Annotated in this window: 16 protein-coding genes and 1 pseudogene; 10 read left to right on the top strand and 7 right to left on the bottom strand. The window is 59.1% G+C overall.

The features are described 5' to 3' along the window. Nucleotides 1-6 precede the first annotated feature (6 nt). From ACIOU6_RS14065 to ACIOU6_RS14040, 6 genes are all read right to left on the bottom strand, one after another. The gene (locus tag ACIOU6_RS14065) at nucleotides 7-1200 is read right to left on the bottom strand and encodes an ATP-binding protein (protein ID WP_401137133.1); all 1194 of its coding nucleotides are present in this window, start codon (nucleotides 1198-1200) and stop codon (nucleotides 7-9) included. 167 nt (nucleotides 1201-1367) lie between these two features. Further along, a complete protein-coding gene (locus ACIOU6_RS14060) occupies nucleotides 1368-2609 on the bottom strand; it encodes a cation:proton antiporter (RefSeq protein WP_401137130.1) in 1242 nt (413 codons plus the stop codon). 186 nt (nucleotides 2610-2795) lie between these two features. Next, a complete protein-coding gene (gene yghU, locus ACIOU6_RS14055; protein ID WP_221732566.1) occupies nucleotides 2796-3635 on the bottom strand; it encodes a glutathione-dependent disulfide-bond oxidoreductase in 840 nt (279 codons plus the stop codon). A gap of 303 nt (nucleotides 3636-3938) precedes the next feature. Next, entirely contained in the window at nucleotides 3939-4379 is a 441-nt protein-coding gene (locus tag ACIOU6_RS14050) for a hypothetical protein (protein ID WP_401137125.1), read from the bottom strand. Between the two features lie 130 nt (nucleotides 4380-4509). Further along, nucleotides 4510-4728, bottom strand: coding sequence for a hypothetical protein (locus ACIOU6_RS14045; RefSeq protein WP_339433014.1), 219 nt, complete (start codon nucleotides 4726-4728; stop codon nucleotides 4510-4512). Between the two features lie 225 nt (nucleotides 4729-4953). Further along, nucleotides 4954-5898: a LysR substrate-binding domain-containing protein gene (locus ACIOU6_RS14040; protein ID WP_401137122.1), complete on the bottom strand. Its 945-nt coding sequence runs from the start codon at nucleotides 5896-5898 to the stop codon at nucleotides 4954-4956. Between the two features lie 198 nt (nucleotides 5899-6096). Here ACIOU6_RS14040 and ACIOU6_RS14035 point away from each other — a divergent pair, with 198 nt between their 5' ends. From ACIOU6_RS14035 to ACIOU6_RS14015, 5 genes are all read left to right on the top strand, one after another. Continuing rightward, complete coding sequence (locus ACIOU6_RS14035; RefSeq protein ID WP_339433016.1) at nucleotides 6097-7026, top strand: LysR substrate-binding domain-containing protein; 930 nt, start codon at nucleotides 6097-6099, stop codon at nucleotides 7024-7026. Between the two features lie 116 nt (nucleotides 7027-7142). Further along, nucleotides 7143-8636: a GMC family oxidoreductase gene (locus ACIOU6_RS14030; RefSeq protein ID WP_401137119.1), complete on the top strand. Its 1494-nt coding sequence runs from the start codon at nucleotides 7143-7145 to the stop codon at nucleotides 8634-8636. Nucleotides 8637-8655: 19 nt separating this feature from the next. Continuing rightward, entirely contained in the window at nucleotides 8656-10113 is a 1458-nt protein-coding gene (locus ACIOU6_RS14025; protein WP_401137116.1) for an aldehyde dehydrogenase family protein, read from the top strand. A gap of 98 nt (nucleotides 10114-10211) precedes the next feature. Continuing rightward, nucleotides 10212-11141, top strand: coding sequence for a catalase family peroxidase (locus ACIOU6_RS14020; protein ID WP_339433019.1), 930 nt, complete (start codon nucleotides 10212-10214; stop codon nucleotides 11139-11141). Further along, complete coding sequence (locus tag ACIOU6_RS14015; RefSeq protein ID WP_339433020.1) at nucleotides 11138-11368, top strand: hypothetical protein; 231 nt, start codon at nucleotides 11138-11140, stop codon at nucleotides 11366-11368. Before ACIOU6_RS14020 ends, ACIOU6_RS14015 begins: the two co-directional genes overlap by 4 nt. Nucleotides 11369-11411: 43 nt before the next feature. On the opposite strand, the pseudogene ACIOU6_RS14010 reads toward ACIOU6_RS14015, so the two are convergent. Next, a pseudogene (locus ACIOU6_RS14010) lies at nucleotides 11412-11663 on the bottom strand (MFS transporter); the annotation flags it as partial. 400 nt (nucleotides 11664-12063) lie between these two features. Here ACIOU6_RS14010 and ACIOU6_RS14005 point away from each other — a divergent pair. Genes ACIOU6_RS14005 through ACIOU6_RS13985 form a run of 5 tightly spaced genes read left to right on the top strand, consistent with a single transcriptional unit; the run spans nucleotide 12064 to nucleotide 18258 of the window. Then, the gene (locus ACIOU6_RS14005) at nucleotides 12064-12264 is read left to right on the top strand and encodes a hypothetical protein (protein ID WP_401137243.1); all 201 of its coding nucleotides are present in this window, start codon (nucleotides 12064-12066) and stop codon (nucleotides 12262-12264) included. Beyond that, nucleotides 12176-13108 (top strand): AAA family ATPase, encoded by a 933-nt coding sequence (locus ACIOU6_RS14000; RefSeq protein ID WP_401137112.1) that lies wholly within the window; start codon nucleotides 12176-12178, stop codon nucleotides 13106-13108. Before ACIOU6_RS14005 ends, ACIOU6_RS14000 begins: the two co-directional genes overlap by 89 nt. Beyond that, on the top strand, nucleotides 13105-13539 hold the full coding sequence (locus tag ACIOU6_RS13995; RefSeq protein ID WP_401137109.1) for a hypothetical protein: 435 nt from the start codon (nucleotides 13105-13107) through the stop codon (nucleotides 13537-13539). Before ACIOU6_RS14000 ends, ACIOU6_RS13995 begins: the two co-directional genes overlap by 4 nt. Next, nucleotides 13539-15365 carry a hypothetical protein gene (locus ACIOU6_RS13990; protein WP_401137106.1) on the top strand — a complete coding sequence of 609 codons (1827 nt, stop codon included), beginning with the start codon at nucleotides 13539-13541 and terminating at the stop codon, nucleotides 15363-15365. Before ACIOU6_RS13995 ends, ACIOU6_RS13990 begins: the two co-directional genes overlap by 1 nt. Beyond that, nucleotides 15352-18258, top strand: a complete 2907-nt coding sequence (locus tag ACIOU6_RS13985; RefSeq protein WP_401137103.1) for a bpX6 domain-containing protein — start codon at nucleotides 15352-15354, stop codon at nucleotides 18256-18258. Before ACIOU6_RS13990 ends, ACIOU6_RS13985 begins: the two co-directional genes overlap by 14 nt. The last annotated feature ends 8 nt before the right edge of the window (nucleotides 18259-18266 follow it).

The following is an 18266-nucleotide window of genomic DNA, read 5'->3' as shown; positions in this document are numbered from 1 at the left end:
GCCTGGTCAAGCCCATTTGAACTGAGCCGGGAATCTCGCCACAAAACGTGTTCCCGATTCAAGATCCGAGGTAACGCTCAAGGTGCCGTTGTGCGCCGACGCAATCTGCGATGCGATATAGAGCCCTAGACCCAAACCTTCGTAGCGCTGCCCGGCTTCGGATCGTGAAAAGGGCTCGAACAACAGCGGCATCAACTCATCGGGAATCGGCGTGCCCTGATTGGTCAGCGCAATGACAAAGTCGTTGTTCTCTGAATAGGCGTTGAGGATGATCGGTGCAGTGGTTGAGCCATGAGTGACTGCATTGCCGAGCAGATTGGAGAGCAATTGACTGACGCGCAACGCGTCGCAATAAACCCCTGTCGGCACGTCCAGCGCATGAATGAGCGTTGCGTGCGGATGGGACGCCTGGACCTCTTCTAGCGTCAGCAGCAGTGTCTGCTGCAAGTCATCTACCACTTGTCGCTGGACGGGAATCCCGCCACCCAGCCGCCCCCGGGCGAAATCGAGGATGTTTTCGATCAGTACGCCCATGCGAAGAGAGCTTTTGCGGATCGCCGAAAGCAATTTCAGTGAGCGCTTGTCTTCGGTTTTGGTTTCCAGCAGATCGGCACTCATGCGAATGGCGCTCAGCGGTGTTCGCAGGTCGTGCCCCAATACGGCGATGAACTGCTCACGCAACCTGCCCAGCTCATTGGCAGTGTCCAAGGCGGTTTTGGTGGCTTGAAGGTGACGTTGGCTGTCGAGGTTCATGGCAATCAACTGGGCGAACAGCGTGAGCGTCTGGGCAATGGCCGGTTCCTCGACATTGGCCGCAAGTGAGTCGATGGCACACAGCGTCCCGAAAAAATCGCCATTGCTCTTAACGATCGGAATGGAAATGTAGCTCTCCAGTCCATAGGTTTTCGGTGTGTGATGCAGCGAAAACACCGGGTGCTCACTGGCCTTGCCGAAGATGACCGGCTGCTTGTGTTGTCGGATTTCATGGCAGATGGTCGATTCGAGTACCAGTTCGCCGCCAGGCTGCAGACCGAAATCAATCGAATCGTCGACAGCGCACGCCACCCAATGACTTTCAGTCACGCGAGCAACTGCCGCGAAGCGCATGCCGGTCAGGTGTTTGACCATGCGGAGGATCACGGGCACCGCGTCAATGCTGCGGATGGCTTCAATGTCGGGTGAAAACTCGGGATTGGTCATGGGGTGACGCTTCAAGGATGTGGGCCAAAGACTATCTTTTATTGCTGCTCATGGCGAATGGGCGCGTTGGCCGACTGAGTGTGAGGTTTTTGCAATTCAGCTCAGTGCCTTCGCTTCATATGGCGGTGGATGGGCCTGTTTGCCATGGCCCAAGGCTGGAGCGAACTTCATCGGTCGGTGCATGGAATCACGCGTTTGACCAGTTTGCCTATGGACATGCCCTGGACCAGGATCGAAAACACCACGACCGAATAGGTCAGCGATACCACGACATCACGAGCCTCTCCCGGCGGCAGTGTCAAAGCCAACGCCACCGAAATGCCGCCGCGCAGGCCGCCCCACGTCATCACGCTCCATGAGCCCTTTGGTAGCCGAAAACGTTCGCCCAGAACTGCAATCGGAACCCCAACCGTCATTAGCCGCGATAATAAAGTCAGCACGATCACCATCAGTCCCGTGGCAATCAGAGGATTGGAGAACTGGATCAGAACGACTTCCAGACCAATGAGTACAAACAGCACCGCGTTCAGAATTTCATCAATCAGCTCCCAGAACATATCCACGTTTTTTTCGGTTTTTTCAGACATCGCGTAGGTGCGTCCCTGGTTCCCCACAATCAATCCCATCACCACCATCGCCAATGGCCCCGAAACATGCCAAGACGTGGCGAGGGCATAGCCGCCGAGCACAGCGGCCAGTGTGATGAGAACCTCTTCCTGATAGCTGTCGATACTCTTGAGCATCCGGTATGTGACGTACCCGACCGTCGCCCCTAAAAGCGCGCCGCCGCCCGCTTCCCTCAGCAAAACCAGCGATGCACCGCTGACAGAGGGCGTTTCACCGCTCGCAATCATTGCCAGTATCAGCGAAAACAGCACAACGCTGACGCCGTCGTTAAATAGCGACTCACCCGAAATCACCACCTCAACACTGCGGGGGGCACCTGCTGATTCCAGGATGCCCATGACCGCAATCGGGTCGGTTGGCGAAATCAGCGCGCCGAACACCAGGCAGTATGCAAGAGGTAACTCAAGGTTGGTCAGGGACAGCAGTTCCCAGAGCCCAAAACCGATGATCAGCGTCGATAGGGTTGTACCAACGACGGCCAGGCATGCAATTTGCCATTTGTAGGAGCGCAGCTCCGACAAGTTGACATGCAATGCACCTGCAAATAACAGCAAGGACAACATGCCTTGCATCAGCAACTCGGAAAAGTCGATGGACTCGATCAATGATTGTTCGATGGTGTGCAACGTGTGAAAGCCCAGCGCATCAGAGGCCATGTTCAATAGCGAGAGGCCCAAAGCAATGCCCATCACGCCGATAGCCGGGGGCAGCCCCACATAACGACGATTGAGGTAGGCGAGGGTCGCGGTGATGCAGAGAAATATTGCGATGATGTCCAGCATGGGTTTGATGTCTCCCAGGCGCACCGGTTGGGGGTTGGACACTAGCACCTTCTGCGTTCAGCGTGATGCCATATAGGCACCCGCAAATGCCACTCATGAAAGATGCGAATAAATGTTTGCTTGGGCGGCCGATCAAATGAGTTTTTGATCGGCCGCCATTAACGAGAGCAGTGTTGCGCCGGTGGCTTAATTCAAATCGCCAGCCTGATGCCGCTCGGGCACCTGGCTCGCTTCATCGCCCCACGTCCGATTGACGCGCTGCCCACGAATGACCGCTGGCCGCTTGGCGATATCCTCTGCCCAGCGCTGCAAATGAGTGTATTCGTGAGCGGCCAGAAATTCCGCCGCCGAGTAGACATTGTTGCGCACCAGTTGCCCGTACCACGGCCAGACCGCGATATCGGCGATGGTGTAGCTGTCGCCGGCCAGGTAAGGGCTTTGCGCAAGACGCCGATCCAGTACATCCAGTTGACGCTTGGCTTCCATGGTAAAGCGGTTGATCGGGTACTCCATTTTCTCCGGCGCATAGGCGTAGAAATGCCCGAATCCGCCACCCAGATAAGGCGCTGCGCCCATCTGCCAGAACAGCCAGTTGAGCGTCTCGGTGCGTCCTGCCGGGTCTTTGGGCAGGAAGGCGCCGAATTTTTCTGCGAGGTAGAGCAGGATCGCGCCCGACTCGAACACCCGAATCGGCGGCTCGACACTGCGATCCAGTAGGGCAGGAATTTTCGAGTTCGGATTGATCTCGACAAAACCGCTGGAGAACTGATCGCCTTCGCCAATGCGGATCAGCCACGCATCGTATTCGGCAGCGGTATGCCCCAGCGCCAGTAACTCCTCTAGCAGAATCGTTACCTTCACGCCGTTGGGCGTGGCAAGCGAGTAGAGCTGCAACGGATGTTTGCCCACGGGCAACGTCTTCTCATGCGTCGGCCCGGCAATCGGGCGGTTGATGCTGGCGAACTGGCCGCCGGATGGCGCTTCGTTTTTCCAGACCTGGGGCGGAACGTAGGGCGTTTTGCTCATGACATTGGCCTCGTCGATTGTTGGCTGAGAACAGAGGGACACCGTAGCGTGTTTGTCGCTTACGCCACAAAAAAATTCCGCATTTCTTGAGCTGATGCCTGCGTGAAAGACCGCTTCTGCCGGGCATCTGAACTCAATACCGCTATGACACTGATGCTTTGCGGCTGTATCGGGGGTATCAGTTTCAACACTGGAGTCGGGCTCGCGGGCCCAACAATAAGGGGACAGTGTCGAGACCTCGCGCGAATGGGGCGGTGTAACGCTTTGGGCCATAGTGGTGCCGAGCTGCTTTTCTCGAAATGTTCAACGGGTGTCCGTTCCCGAATGGCGGGCCAGTATGTTTCTGATGAGTGTTTCTTCACTAAATGAAATATTGGCGATTTCACACGCGTCAGGTACTTGCCGCCACTCGCTTGAGGCGTATCCGATCTGGCGCACAAGCCATTGCTGCGGGCCAGTCCAGGACAGCTCGAGGTAAGGGCCGGCCAGTTCTTTTTTGGCGATCAGCAAGCCGACTTCATCCGCCGGCCCCGGGCACATGCCGCCGACCGCAAAAGGGACCCGCTCGAGGATGAGGGCGTTGAGTATGGCCAGCAACTCTGCATGCGAAGCGAAGGAAACGTGGCGCTGGCCGGCAACAGCGCCGGCAAAAACCAGGTCGCCGGTTTGTGAGTCTGCAGCGTTGATCGATGCCAGGTGCGCTGGCGCTTGGCCGGAGCCTTTGGCATAGCGTGGTTTAATCACGGTAATCACTCAACTCAACAGGTCGAAGACCCGCGATGCAGAAGGGCGAGCATGAGCGCACAGATCCCTGCGCTCATGCTCGGAGAGGGGCCAGGATGGTGAGGTAGATCCACCTGATACGGCGAAAAAATCAATTCCCGTCCGCTACCTTGCGTTCAATCTCATCGGTTTTGCGCTTTAACGTCTCCGCGTCCTGCTCTTTGACCCGGGTCGAAGTCGGTGTGATCACCTCATCCACGGCTCTGGTGTCACCGTCCTTGTCTTCAAGATCACGTTCGACCACATTCACCGGTTTCCCGGAAGCGTCGGTGGGCTGGGCATTCATGGTTTTGTCGTCATTGCTGTTCATATCGCAGACCTCCATGGGTGTAATCGTTAGAGGGGCGGTTTGAGGCTAGCGTTCGATATTTCTTTAAATCGCTGAATCGACGTTGCAGAAACTTTGCACCTTTCCAACGGCTAAATCTGTTTTAACCAGACCCTGTCGGGATGAATATCATCATGCGCCCAAACACCTTGTTTGCAACGTTGCTCGGCTTGTCTGCACTCGAGGTTTTGCAGCAGAAGCCAGCCATTAAGCAAGCGGTATCTTTTTCATGCCTCGCATCGGGTCATCCAGTAGACGAAATTGCTCAAGTATGAAATCGAGCAGTAGCCGTGTTGACGGCAGCATGCCTTGTCTTGAAGCAAATACGGCATGAATCATTTCTGTTCTGGGTGCCCAATCCTGCAAAACCACGACCAGATCCCCGCGCTCGATGTAATCGTGTACCAGTGACATTGGCATCTGCGCGACACCAACACTGTCGATAGCCGCGCAACGCAACATCAGCAGGCCTTTGGTAATGAGCAGCGGTCGGTGCGCGTGGGTGAACTCCGAGCCGTCAGCATGGAACAGCGTCCAGCTGTAATCGCGTTGTGGACTGCCGTGATGAACACTGGGCAAACGCGCCAGATCTTCTGGCCGGTCGGGTGTACCCAAGCGGCTCAAAAGCTTCGGGCTGGCTACCAGACATTGGGGGCGTTGGGACATGACGCGGCTGACCAGATTGGAATCTTGAAAGGGCAGGGGACGGACCCTCAACGCCAGATCGACGCCTTCGGCAACCACATCGACCTGACGATCACTGGCTTCCAGATGCACCTCCACACGCGGGTGCTTGACCATGAAGCGCGAGATGATTGCGCCGACACATTCCTCTAGTAGCACCGTGGGGCAGGTGACCCGCAGGACCCCGCCAGGCTCTGCGTGGGTCATCGCTATCGCAGCTTCCGCCGATTCAGCTTCCTTGAGCATTGCTCGGCAATGAGCATAGTAGATTTGCCCCAGCTCGGTGACCGAAAAATGGCGGGTGTTACGAATGATCAAGCGCACGCCGAGCCGTTCTTCAAGTAGAGCGATCCGTCGGCTTAGGTTGGATTTCGGAATACCCAGCGCACGTGCGGTGGGCGCGAAGCCTCGGTGATCCACCACCATAACGAAGTACTGAAGGTCATTGAGATCCAGCACGGTCGACATCCATTGAGACAGAAGGCACCAACTATACAAGTCTGATCGTCCCTTGTATGGGAAACACCAGTCAGTTTTTTGTATCTGGTGCCGCGAGCTGCGCGGACATTAGATTGCAGCCGCTCGATGACCGCATGTGTAAGGTCGGCAAGTGGTATCGACGACGTCAACAGCTCGCCCGCGCTGCGGTTTTCTCTGGATCTGAACTTGAACAAACTCTGTGAGATGCATTCTTTTGTCACGGTGGTCGACACCGGCAGTATTTCCGAAGCCGCGCGACGCTTGGGCATTGCCAAGTCGATGGTCAGCCAACGCCTTCAGCAACTGGAAAGGCGTTTGGGCAGTATTCTGCTTGAGCGCGGACGACGCGCGCGACTGACCGAAACTGGCGATGTGTTTTATCGTTATTGCGTGCGCATTCTGGCCGATGTCGACGACGCGGAGGGCGCGGTATTGTCCTCGCAGTCGAGCCTGCGTGGCAGTTTGCGACTGGCCGCTCCGATGGCATTCAGCATTCGTTATCTGACGCCGATTCTGTCTGCTTTCGCGGTGCGCTACCCCGATTTGCAGCTGGACGTCGAGTTCGATGATCGTCACGTCAATTTGCACGAAGAACGCTACGATGCCGCTATCCGCATTGGCGAGTTGCCGGACTCTTCGCTGGTGGCGAAAACCATCACGCCAAACCGCCATATCATCTGCGCAAGCTCAGACTACCTAGCCACGCATGGCATTCCACAAACCCCACAGGAGCTGTCCCGTCATTTCGCCATGCTCTATGTGAACCGTGAGCCCCACGGCATGTGGATGTTGCCGGTGAATAACACGCTGGAGTCATTTCGCGTGCGCTGTCGCATGCGCACCAACAATGCACATCAGTTAATGGAAGCCGCCAAGGCAGGCATGGGGCTAGCGATCCTGCCGACGTTTCTGGCTGCTCAAGCGATTGTGGCCGGCGAGTTGCAAGAGGTGCTGGCGACCTATGCACCACGCGCAGGAAATATCTCCATGGTGTACCGACGTTCATTGCGCGCATCGCCCAAGCTGCTGGCGCTGGCTGGCTTTCTCTGCGAGCAGATCGGCAACCCGCCAGCGTGGGAGCAAATGCTGGCAGCCCATGCAAGTCAGTCTGATTGAATCGTTCGCAATTGACGAAACGTGGATTCACTTTTTGCCTGCTTATGAGCTTTTGAAGGCTTACATATGCTTTCCCCAACAGACGCAATCTCTAGCGCCTGACAGGGAAGAAACGCATGAAGAACGTAATTATCGTCGGTGGGGGCTCGGCCGGTGCAGTGCTGGCTCGCCGATTGAGCGAGAGCAATCAGCGTCAGGTGTTGTTGCTTGAGGCCGGGAAAAGCTTTGTGCCGAACGACTATCCCGACGTTGTTACCAGCAGCGACATTGTTGGGGCCAGTAGCAGTTCGGAGCTCGAATGGGGCTACAAAACCCAGCCCGGTTACATCGATCATCCCATCGGCGCTTTGCGTGGCAAGGTCTTGGGGGGCTGCTCTGCCATCAATGGCGCGGTAGCGATTCGTGCTCGCCCCAGTGATTTCGCGCGCTGGGATCTACCTGGGTGGAGTTATGACGACATGTTGCCCGCATTCAAAAAACTCGAGAGCCACAGTCGTGGAGGCAGCGCTTTGCATGGTCATGAGGGGCCGCTGCCGGTTAAACAACTGAGCAATCTGGACGTCACGCCAATGCAGCGAGCGTTCATTCAGGCGACGTTCGCCTATGGCTACAAGATCATCGATGACTTTGACGGCGCGGATGCGAACGGCGTCGGCCCGTACCCGATGAATATCGTCGACGGCGTGCGTATCAATACCGGCATGGCCTACCTCACTGAACAGGTGCGAGCCCGCAGTAACCTGCAGATCCAGGCGGACAGTCTGGTCGATAAAGTACTGTTTGAGGGCCGACGTGCCATAGGTGTACAAATGAGCGATGGCGCGCAACTGTTGGCCAGTGAAGTGATCCTTTGCGCGGGTAGTTATGGCAGTGCGGCGATTCTGCTGCGCTCCGGTGTTGGTCCTGCCGCCGATCTGGCCGCGTTGCAGATTCCGCTGGTAGCGGATCTTCCGGTGGGTCAGCGTTTGATAGATCACCCTTTCTATTACAACGCCTATGCAGCCCGTGCGGATTTGATCGGTCGACAATCACCGGTCATCGGCGCCAAGCTCTGGACCAGCAGCCGCCGAGCCGAAAAGGATGAACTCGATCTGCACATCACCGCCACGCACCTATTTCCTCACGATCAGAGTCCGACCCATGTGGGCTTTGTGCTCGCCGTCGCACTGACCCGCCCGCAATCGCGAGGCAGCGTAACGCTGGCGAGCCGTGATCCGCTCGTGGCGCCTAGCATCGACCTGAATTTTCTCGCCGACCCTGAGGATCGCCAACGCCTGCTTGAGGGTATTCGCTTGGCCCGCAAGATTGGCGCCACTGCACCGTTGAACGCGTTTATTCACTCGGAGCTTAATCCGGGGCCGAGCACTGAGTCGGACGAAGCGCTGTTGGCGAGTGCCCGGGCGAGCCTGGACACCTATCACCACCCGACCTCAACCGCGCCGATGGGCAGGCCCGGTGATACACATGCGGTGGTCGATTTGCAGGCGCAGGTCATTGGCTTGCAAGGGCTTCGCGTGGTCGACGCATCGATCTTTCCCGATGTTCCATCAGTTGCGACCAACATCACCGTGATCGCCGTTGCGGAAAAAATCGCCGCGCTTTACGCCTAATTTTCAGGACTCGACTTCCATGAACAACACACCTGTTTTGAACTGGATTGATGGCCTGTGGCTCGATTCAGGCGTTTACAAAGATTCCATTAACCCCGCGACCTATGAGCGTATCGGGCGATATGCCGAGGGCGGTGCCTATGAGGCACAGCAGGGCATTGAGGCAGCGTTGCGTTCGTTTGCACAAACATCTTGGAAAGATGATCGCACTCTGCGCGCCACGGTACTGTTGGAGCTGGCGGATGGTTTTGAACGCAATGCCGAAGAGCTGATAGACACGTTGACGCTGGAAAACGGCAAGATTCGTCCAGAAGCCGAATTCGAAGTGCGCATGGTGCCGTCTAAATTGCGCTATTACGCTGCAATGGTGCGTGCTGAGTACGGACGTTCAGCGGAGCCGAAGCCCGGCAGGATTTCCCTGGTGCTGCGTCAGGCCGTGGGTGTCGCGGGCATCATCGTGCCGTGGAATTCGCCGGTGGTATTGATGATTCGATCGTTGGCCCCGGCGCTGGCCGCAGGTTGCACCACGGTAATCAAGATGCCGGGGCAGACCGCTCAAACCAACGCGCTGCTCGCGCGGATCATGAGTGAGGCGCGGTCATTGCCTCGCGGTGTCATCAATTTGTTCAGCGAACTGGGCGCGGCGGGTTCGATCCATCTGGTTGAATCACCCAAGGTACCGGTGATCAGTTTTACCGGCAGTACCAGCACGGGCCGTGCGATCTCGGCAGCGGGTGCGCAACACCTCAAACGCTTCGGTCTGGAGTTGGGTGGCAAGACGCCGATGTTGGTGTTTAACGATGCCGATCTCGATGTGGCCGTACCGGTGTTGCTCAAAGCCCTGACGGTGTTCGCCGGGCAGTTCTGTATGACGGGTTCGCGGTTATTGGTCCAGCGTGATATCGCCGCCGAGCTGATTGAACGTCTGGCTGCACGCCTTAAGGCGGTGCGTGTGGGGCCTGCGGCGGATCCGACCAGCGAAATGGGGCCGTTGATCGACAAGCCTAACGTGCAACGCGTCAACCAAGTGGTCGAGGAGGCGATTGACGCCGGTGCGCAAGTGATCGTGCGCGGCGGCCCGATCACCGATGGGCCGCTCGCCAAGGGTGCATTTTATCGACCGACGCTGTTGCGTGTCAGCGATCCCGAAATGGCCATCGTCCAGCGTGAAACGTTTGGACCGGTGCTGACCTTGCAGGTTTTTGACAGTGAGGTCGAGGCGGTCGAAATGGCCAACAACAGCGAGTTCGGCCTGGCCGCCAGCGTTTGGACCCGCGATGTCGATCGCTCGCTGCGAGTAGCACGCGAATTGGAGGTCGGCACTGTCTGGGTCAACGATTGGGCCATGGTGTTCGATGAGTTCGAGGAGGGCGGTTTCAAACAGTCGGGGCAGGGTCGTCTCAATGGTGTGGCGGCCATGGATGATTTCATTGAGTACAAACACATCGCACTCAATCCCGGTCTGCGTCAGGGATGAGCGCCATACGATTGCAACACTTACTGGTTGGGGCAGTGTTGGCCGGGACGCTGACAACGTCCTCGGCCCTGTTCGCCAATGAAACAAGGGATAACGCTATGCCCCAAGAGCGGTTGTACGACGCTTTGCTCGATGCGCTCAATGCTACGTTCGGCCGTCACCCCGGATTCAGGGCCACCCATGCCAAAGGCCTATTGCTCAATGGCACATTCAAGGCTTCGCGCGTCGCCGGCTCAATCAGTCGAGCTGCCCACCTGCAAGGGCAAACGGTGCCAGTGGTGCTTAGGTTCTCCAACTTCAGTGGTGTACCGGCTACCGCTGACGGGGATCCGATGGCCAGCCCGAGAGGGTTGGCAGTGCGTTTTACCCTACCGAGCGGCGAGGCCACCGATATCGTGACGCACTCGTTCGACGGCTTCCCGGTCGCCACGCCAGAAGACTTCCTGAGATTTCTGCAAGGCATTGCCGCCAATGTCGCAACACCGCCGGATCCCCAGCCACTTCAAACCTTTTTGGCGAACCATCCACGGGCGCAGCATTTTCTGGAAACGCCCAAACTGCCACCGCGCAGCTATGTGGGGCTCGAATACTTCGGTGTCAACGCACTGGTGTTCAGCAATCGTCAGGGCGATGAGCTAATTGGCCGTTACCGCATCGAACCCCTACTCAAGCAGCCATTGCTGAATGACACCCAGGCGGCCACGATGTCCGCTGATTACTTGCAGGAGGAAATCAGCGCGCGACTGAGCGAGGGCTCGTTGAAGATGCGATTGGTGCTGCAACTGGCAGCGTCGAGAGACGCAGTCGAAGATGGCTCAATCCCGTGGTCGCGTCAGAATAAGGAAGTTGAACTGGGGATTTTCAGTCTTGCTGCACTGGAACCAGCCGAGACACAGCAACTCGCTCAGCAACGTCTGGCGTTCAGTCCGGCGCGTTTGCCAGACGGTATCAACCTCAGTAGTGATCCGATGACGCTGGCGCGCGATCGGGTTTATCAGCGGGCGGTACTCAGGCGCCAGCGACCATGAGCAGCCATTCGGGCGCTCGCTGGAAACAATGGGTGTTGTCATGGCTGGTGGTATTGCCGCTAACGGTGAGCATGCCCTGGGGCTTGGCGACGTTGCTGGAACTGGCGGATTTACATTGGCCAGGGTGGCTGTTCAAAGTCGCGGTGGCCGGGTTGATCTCTTTCAACATGGTTTACTGGATGTTGCCGTTAAGTGCTCGGCTGTTGTCACGCTGGTTGCTGCGCTGAGGCCTGTGCCCCACCCTCCGTTCAGGAGGGCGGAGCGCCAGGCTCAGTCTTTAAGTCTGTCGCGATCCTTGGGTTGCGGCAGAAAGAATGTGCCAAGTATTGCGGTCCTGACCGCAATCACGCTCGGATACCACAACCCGCAATAGATATCGCCCGTGGCCGCGACCATGGCGAACGCCACCGTTGGCAGGCAGCCGCTGAACCAAGCGTTGCCGATGTGATAGGGCAGCGACATCGAGGTGTAGCGGATGCGGGTCGGGAACAGTTCGACCAGCCACGCCGCAATCGTGCTGTACCGCCGAGCAACGCCTTGATCACACTTTGGGTTGCTCCAGCGCGTGAACGATTCGGGCAGCGGCGGTTTCGGCGCCTTGCCTTCGGCCTTCATCTTCTTGAACGCCGGCGCCGTAGAGGTAAAAGTCGTAGCACTCGAACACCGTGTCGAGGGAGGACGCGAAGACGGCCTTGCGCTCCTCCTTGGTGATGTCGCCGCTGTGGGGTGGACTGCTTGTCGCACTCTGGTCTGTGGATTCGATTAAAGATCGCTTGTTGGCGGCCGATAGCTGCCGATCGCCATCGATTCAAGAATCCATTTTTCAGGGACGACGCCCATGAATGCTTCATTGCAGAGCGCTGCCGCGCAAATCCGTCAGGCCGTTCGGGTCGCCACCGAAGGCCTTGTAGGGCGTGAACAGTTGGCGGAGCTGATTGTTCTGGCCGCTGTGGCGCAGGAGCATATTCTGGTCATCGGCCCACCGGGCACCGCGAAAAGCGCGGTGGTGCGGCGGGTGGCGGGTGGCGCAATCGATGGGTGGGCGTTATTTCGAATACCTGCTGGGGCGCTTCACCGAGCCGTCGGAGCTGTTTGGCGCGGTCGACCTGAAAAAGCTCCGTGAAGGCACGGTAGAAACGGATGTCAGCGGTATGCTCCCGGAAGCCGATATCGTCTTTCTCGACGAGGTTTTCCTCGGCTCGACGGCGATCCTCAATACCTTGCTTGGCGTGCTCAACGAACGCCGTTTTCGTCGAGGTCACACGCAGATTCAGTGCCCGTTGCGAGTGTGTGTCGGCGCCTCCAATGGTCTGCCGGATGATGAAGCGCTGGCAGCCTTTGGTGACCGATTCCTGCTGCACCTGTTTGTCGAGTCGGTGCCGGACAATCAGCTTGAAGCGATGCTCGCCGGCGGTTGGCAATCCGAGCAGCGGCCGGTTCAGCAACTGCTGGGCCTGAGCCAACTGGACACGCTCGGCCAGGCTTTGAAAAACGTCGTCATGACGGCTGTTCGTCCGGCACTGGCCCAGGCCATTCGCCGACTGCGCGAGGCCGGTATTCAGTTGTCGGATCGACGCATCGTCAAATCCCAGCGCCTGATCGCCGCCGCGGCATTGCTCGGTGGGCGACTTGAGGCCAGCGAAGCGGATCTGTGGCCGTTGCTGTATGTGCTGCCGACCAAGGAAACCCAGCAGCATGGTCGCGAAGTACTGCGCGAGATCTTCGCCCAGTCCAATAACAGTCATTTGTTTAGCGCTGTGGAAGAAGCCACCTTGCAGCCGATGTCGCGGCTCAGTCGCTTGCTGGAAACCGGCGAGGATTATCTGGCGCGCAACGAGCCACCGGCGAGTGCCTTGCTCGAAGGCCTGCTGCGCGAAATCGACGCCAATTTCAACGAACAGACCATTCCGTCGTCGTTGCAGGATGTGCGCGGTCAGGTGGCGCGTCTGCTGACGTCTGCGGCATGACGATCAAACCGATGAGTTGGGCCTGGCAGTCACGGTGCACGCCGGTCAGACCCCAGGCCGCCGTGGCGTGGGGCGACGTCGCGCGGCGCTTGCACGCACGGTTGCTGTCGATCCCCGAGGAACAGGCCGGGCGCCTGCAAGCCACGGCCAATCGTGACGTGTTGGTGGTGACCGGTGTCGCAACGGATCTGCCGTGGGTCGACGGCGTGGCATATGCGGCGATGGACGACCGTGCACCGGGGCTGTGGCTGCCAACCAGTTGGGAGCCCGACCGGCCGACAGACCTGCTGGGGCTTGCGCTGTCCAATAGATTCGCGCGGGCGCCGCTGCTGCTCTGGCGCGAGCCAGCCGCCGTGGTGCCGCTGGATCGTTTGTTGCCAGTGACTGCGCAGCATTTGCAGCGCATTGATGCTTATTGGGCGGGCCGCTGATGCAATTACCGGAATCGCTGCACCCCTGGCGCGACTGGCTGCAATGGTTTGCCCCAGAACAACTACCCCTGTTTGCTGACCTGTTCGGGCGTCTGGATCCGGTGCTGGGTCCGCTGCGCGGCCAACAGCAGGGCGGGGTGCCCGAGCCCGACGGCTTGGCCGATCTGCAACGTCGTGGCCCTTATGAGCGGTTGTTGTCGAGTGAATGGTTGCTGGCCGATGAAGTGCCCGACGAGTTTCTGCGCCGGGCCGTGGTGGGTGAGCATCTGTTTCTCGCGCCGCAATATCGCTCGCATCAGGCCAGCCGCTTGATGGTTGTGCTGTTCGATGCCGGGCCGCTGCAACTGGGCGCCGCGCGTCTGGTTCACATGGCCTTGCTGATCCTGCTTGCACGTCGTGCCAAAGACGCTGGCGCCGAGCTGCGCTGGGGCATTTTGCAGCAGGCACCGGAACTGCATGCGCTCGACAGTGCAGCACAGCTCAAATGCTTGCTCAGCGCCCGTACCTTCAAAACCGTTGACACCGGGCACTGGCAGGCCTGGCGTGACGGATTGAATGCGCAACCGGAGCCCGTCGGCGAGTGCTGGCTGGTGGGCCAGCGCTTGTCCGCGACCGAGGGCTTGTCCTGCACCCATCGCGTCCAGGTATCGCGCAGCCTCGACGGACGCAGTCTGTCGGTGGCGCTGCAAGCGGCGGGCTCCCGGCGCGTGACTTTGCCGGTTCCCGATGAGCGCCTGGCCTTGCAGTTGCTCAAAGGCCAGTTCGAAGGCGAAGTGGTCGCGACTGCGCCTGCCGCCAAGGGGTGCGTTCCGCGTGTGTCGCTGACCTTGCCGCCAGTGATTTCCAGCGCGGGTACCCATGTCGCCATGAAGATGCTCGATGAACCGGGCATGGTGGTGATCAAGTTGCCGGCACAGAACCAGAAGAAGCCGATCGAGATACGCCGCAATCTGTGGGCTGTCGGAAAAACACCGTTGGCTCCGACGTTCTTTGGCAGAGCTTTGGGTGCCGTTCTGAGTGACGCATGGAAATTGTCGTTCTGGAACATGCCGGGCCTTAAATCGGTCGACAAGCCATGCCCCGAAGAACTGAAACTGCCGCCCGGCACTGCCACATTCCTGCCGGTGGCCGGATTGCGCAATCACTCGAGCGGCCGATTGTTCTTGCTCGATACCCAGGGGCATCTGGCGTTCTGGGTGCTGGAGACCGGGCGCTCACCGGCCAAGCCCTTGCCCCGGCATACTCATCACCTGACGAATAATGTCTTGGGTCTGGCCAAGACGTTCGGCAGCACGGCGACTTTTGTGCGCCGCGAAGGTAATCGCTTGCACGCACACACGGTTGACCCTGACGGCGAGGTCTCGGCTGCAGTTGACGTGGGTTTGGCCGAGCACATCAGTCAGGTGCTGTTTGTCGGCGGGCGGCGCAGGTATCTCGATAGCTGTGCGTTGCTGACATTGAAAAACGACGAGTGTGAGAGCTGGCGCGTGGTGTCGGCCGACGGCTCTGCTTTCGAAACGCAAAGAATTGACCTCGCCCACGGCTGGAAAGGTATAGGCCTGCTGAAACAGGACAATGAGCCCTATTCCCTGCTGTTGCTCGGTCGGCAGGCCGTAGCCATTCATTACGAAGGCGAGCAACGCGTGTTATTCACCACTACCGATACCATCGCCAAATCAAGTTTTTGCCCCATGAGTGGCGTGCTCGCCGTGCTGACCAGCACCCGCGAGTTGCTGGTGTATTCGGTGCCGCAGCGCCTGATGCGCCTGCAAACGTTCTGCAACGATCAGCCGTACAAGAAGGAAGGCACCGATGACTGGACATGACGCGGCATTGATCCGCCGTCCGCTCTTGACCGGGCACCAACACATCGAGGGCCTGTGGTTTTCCGCCGATCGTTTCGACGAAAGCGAACGCGCCCGACTGCTCCTCGAACACTGGCAAACCGAGGCCCGGGCCTACCGTTTCGCCGACGGTGATCTGTTGCGCTTTCGCCAGCCCATCGCCGTGCAATGCGAGGCGTTGACCGGTTGGCCGCTGACTCGTCAAGGCACCGCACTGTGTTCGGCGCTGCTCGATCCGCAGGAAATGCGCAACCTGCCGGCTGCCGACCTTTGGCTGGTGCGCGGCAGTCACGTCAGTGCCCTGCATTTGCGCGATGCCGTGGCCCTGGCACCGGGTGACTGGCTTGACATTAGTGGCCTCACCTTGCTCGACACCTATGACTGTCGCAACGTGCTGCCGGAGCCAGTGCTTGAGCCCGTGACCGTGGTCACCGACGTTCGGGAAATTCTTGGCGACGCGTTGCGTCCGGTCAGCCCCGAGCAGGCACAGGTCATGAAAGCGTTGCTGGAACGTCAGCAAATCGCGGCGAAGGAGCCGGCCTATCAAGCCGTCACGGCGAAAGAAACGGGGTGGACGCAATCGGCTGACACGCCTTTGCCGTGGCTGAAGCTCGTTGTGACCCTGGCGATTCTGATAGCGGTTTTATGGATGGGGTCGCAGGGACAAAATCCCGGACTGCAAGGCTTGCCGGCGAAAACAGCGTCGCCGGTCTCGGTGCAAATCAGCGCCATCGTGGTCGGGACGTTGATCGGCGGGATTGCCCTGACTCTGATATTGGCCGGGCTGCGCCACCTGTTGCGCCGACCGGCGCCAGTGCTGCCTTCGGCTCCCCGTGTCGCCGAGCCCGGCATCGACGCCCGCGCCACACCGGTCAAAGCCAAGCCGTCGCGCTGGCGGCGCTGGGTGACGCGCCTGACTGAAAATTCGCGTCTGTCGGCTCTGTATGGCAAACGTCAGGCCGCCTACATGCGGCGCATGCTCGATATGTTCGAGGACGGCGATTTCGAAGAGGCGCTGCGTCACGCTATTCCATTGGGCAGCGAGCAGAGCAGCGGCGAGCAATCGTTCGGTACGCCGCAGCGCCGTGAGGATCTGATGATCGACCACGGCCGTGGACCCACGCGCTCGATCAGGTTCGAACACGACATGGAAGCGCATCTGCGGCAGATCTACCGGCAGACCTTTGAGCGTCTGGATCGCGAGGGCCGCATTGAGGAAGCGGTGTTCGTGCTCGCCGAGCTGCTCAAGGTGCGTCAGGAGTCGCTCGACTATCTGGAGAAGCACGGACGGCTGCAACAAGCCGCCGACCTCGCGCTGGCCTGGGATATGCCGTCTGCGATGATCGTGCGCCTGCTATGTCTGGCCGATAACTGGCAGCGCGCCTTGCTGGTCGCCCGGCGTGACGACGCGTTTGCAGCCGCCGTGACATTGCTGCAAGGCAAGTGGCCGGACAGCGCCGACCGTTTGCGTCTGGAATGGGCCGAATCGCTGACCCGCAAGGGCCTCTGGCTGCAAGCCGTCGAGGTGATCTGGCCGCTGACCGCAGAGCGCCAACGTGCTGCCCAGTGGCTGCTGGATGCTGAAGCGGCGGGGGGGAAGCTAGCGTTGGGCGCATTGGTGAAACGGGCGGTGCTGTTGCCCGATACCTTGCAGGCTTACGCCGAGTGGGTCGAGCAACTGCGCGATGATCCGGCGCGTCACGCCGAGCGCGCGGCATTGGCCGAGATTTTGTTGCAGCACAAGACGCACGTGAGTGCGCTGGCCTGGCTGGCCGGTGCCATCGTGCACGCGGTGCTGGCCGACCAGATCGACGGCCATTGTCGCTTGACGCATCTGCAATTGCAGGCACTGGTCAGCATGAGCAAGGACAAACTGTTGCAGGCCGACCTGCCGGGGGCGTTACCGACCCTCGCCGCGAGGGTCTCGTTGTCGCAAGTGGGTGAGCCACTTGAATGGACAGCCCCGTTCATGGGCAACCGCAAGATTCTCGATGCGGTGCCGCTGGAGCAGGGGCGTTATTTGCTCGCGTTGGGCGAGGCGGGGGCGATGGTAATCGATGCGCAAGGTCAGAGCCTGTGCCATTTCCCGGTGCCGGCACACGACATAGTGCTGGCCCATGACCGGCAGGTCGTACTGGTGCTGGCCCGACGCGATGATGTCTGGCGTATCAGCAAGCTCGATCTGGTCACGCGCAGTGCGACAGATCTGGGCGTGCAGCGGTTTGACGTGTTCGCCCGGTCATTCGACGGTTTGACCTGGACCGTCGGACGGGATCGGCAGGTACGGGTAGTCGATGTCGATCATGGATTCGAAACCCTGTGGCATGTCAGCGATTTGCCGGGTCAGGTCTGCGGCATGAAAGATGATGCGCAAAACGAACTGCTGTGGCTGACTCACCCGGACCAGGGCTTGTATCTGTGGCACTACCGCTTGCCCGAGCGTCGGCTGATCAGTCGGGATTTGATGCCGGCCTTGCCAGTGGGCAGTTTCCGGTTGCTCGACACCGATGGTCGGGTACTCGGCGCAACACTCAAACTGGCTGACAATGAAGATCCTGTTCTGGTGGTTGAGTGGATCGGCGGGCGCAAAGGCTACCGGTTACCGGGGCTGGATGCGCAAGAAAGCGATGGGCTGGATGTGTATCTGCATCTGCATGGCCAATGGATGCTGACTCGTTACCTGATCAACGATCACCAGATGCGGTGGCATTTCATTCATCGCGGCAGCGACCAACTCTGCGCCACGTTGCAATGGCCTTTGCACGGTGCGCAATTACGCTGTTTCGGGCCCGATTTCTTGCTGTTCGATCACCATGGGCGTTTCAGTCATATCAACGTCGACGCGGCCACCCAACACAACCTTTCGCTGAATTGAACCGGCCG

The sequence above is a fragment of the Pseudomonas sp. NPDC087615 genome, from assembly GCF_044743445.1.
GTDB lineage: Bacteria > Pseudomonadota > Gammaproteobacteria > Pseudomonadales > Pseudomonadaceae > Aquipseudomonas > Aquipseudomonas baetica_A.
This window is presented reverse-complemented; position numbering and strand designations above follow the sequence as displayed.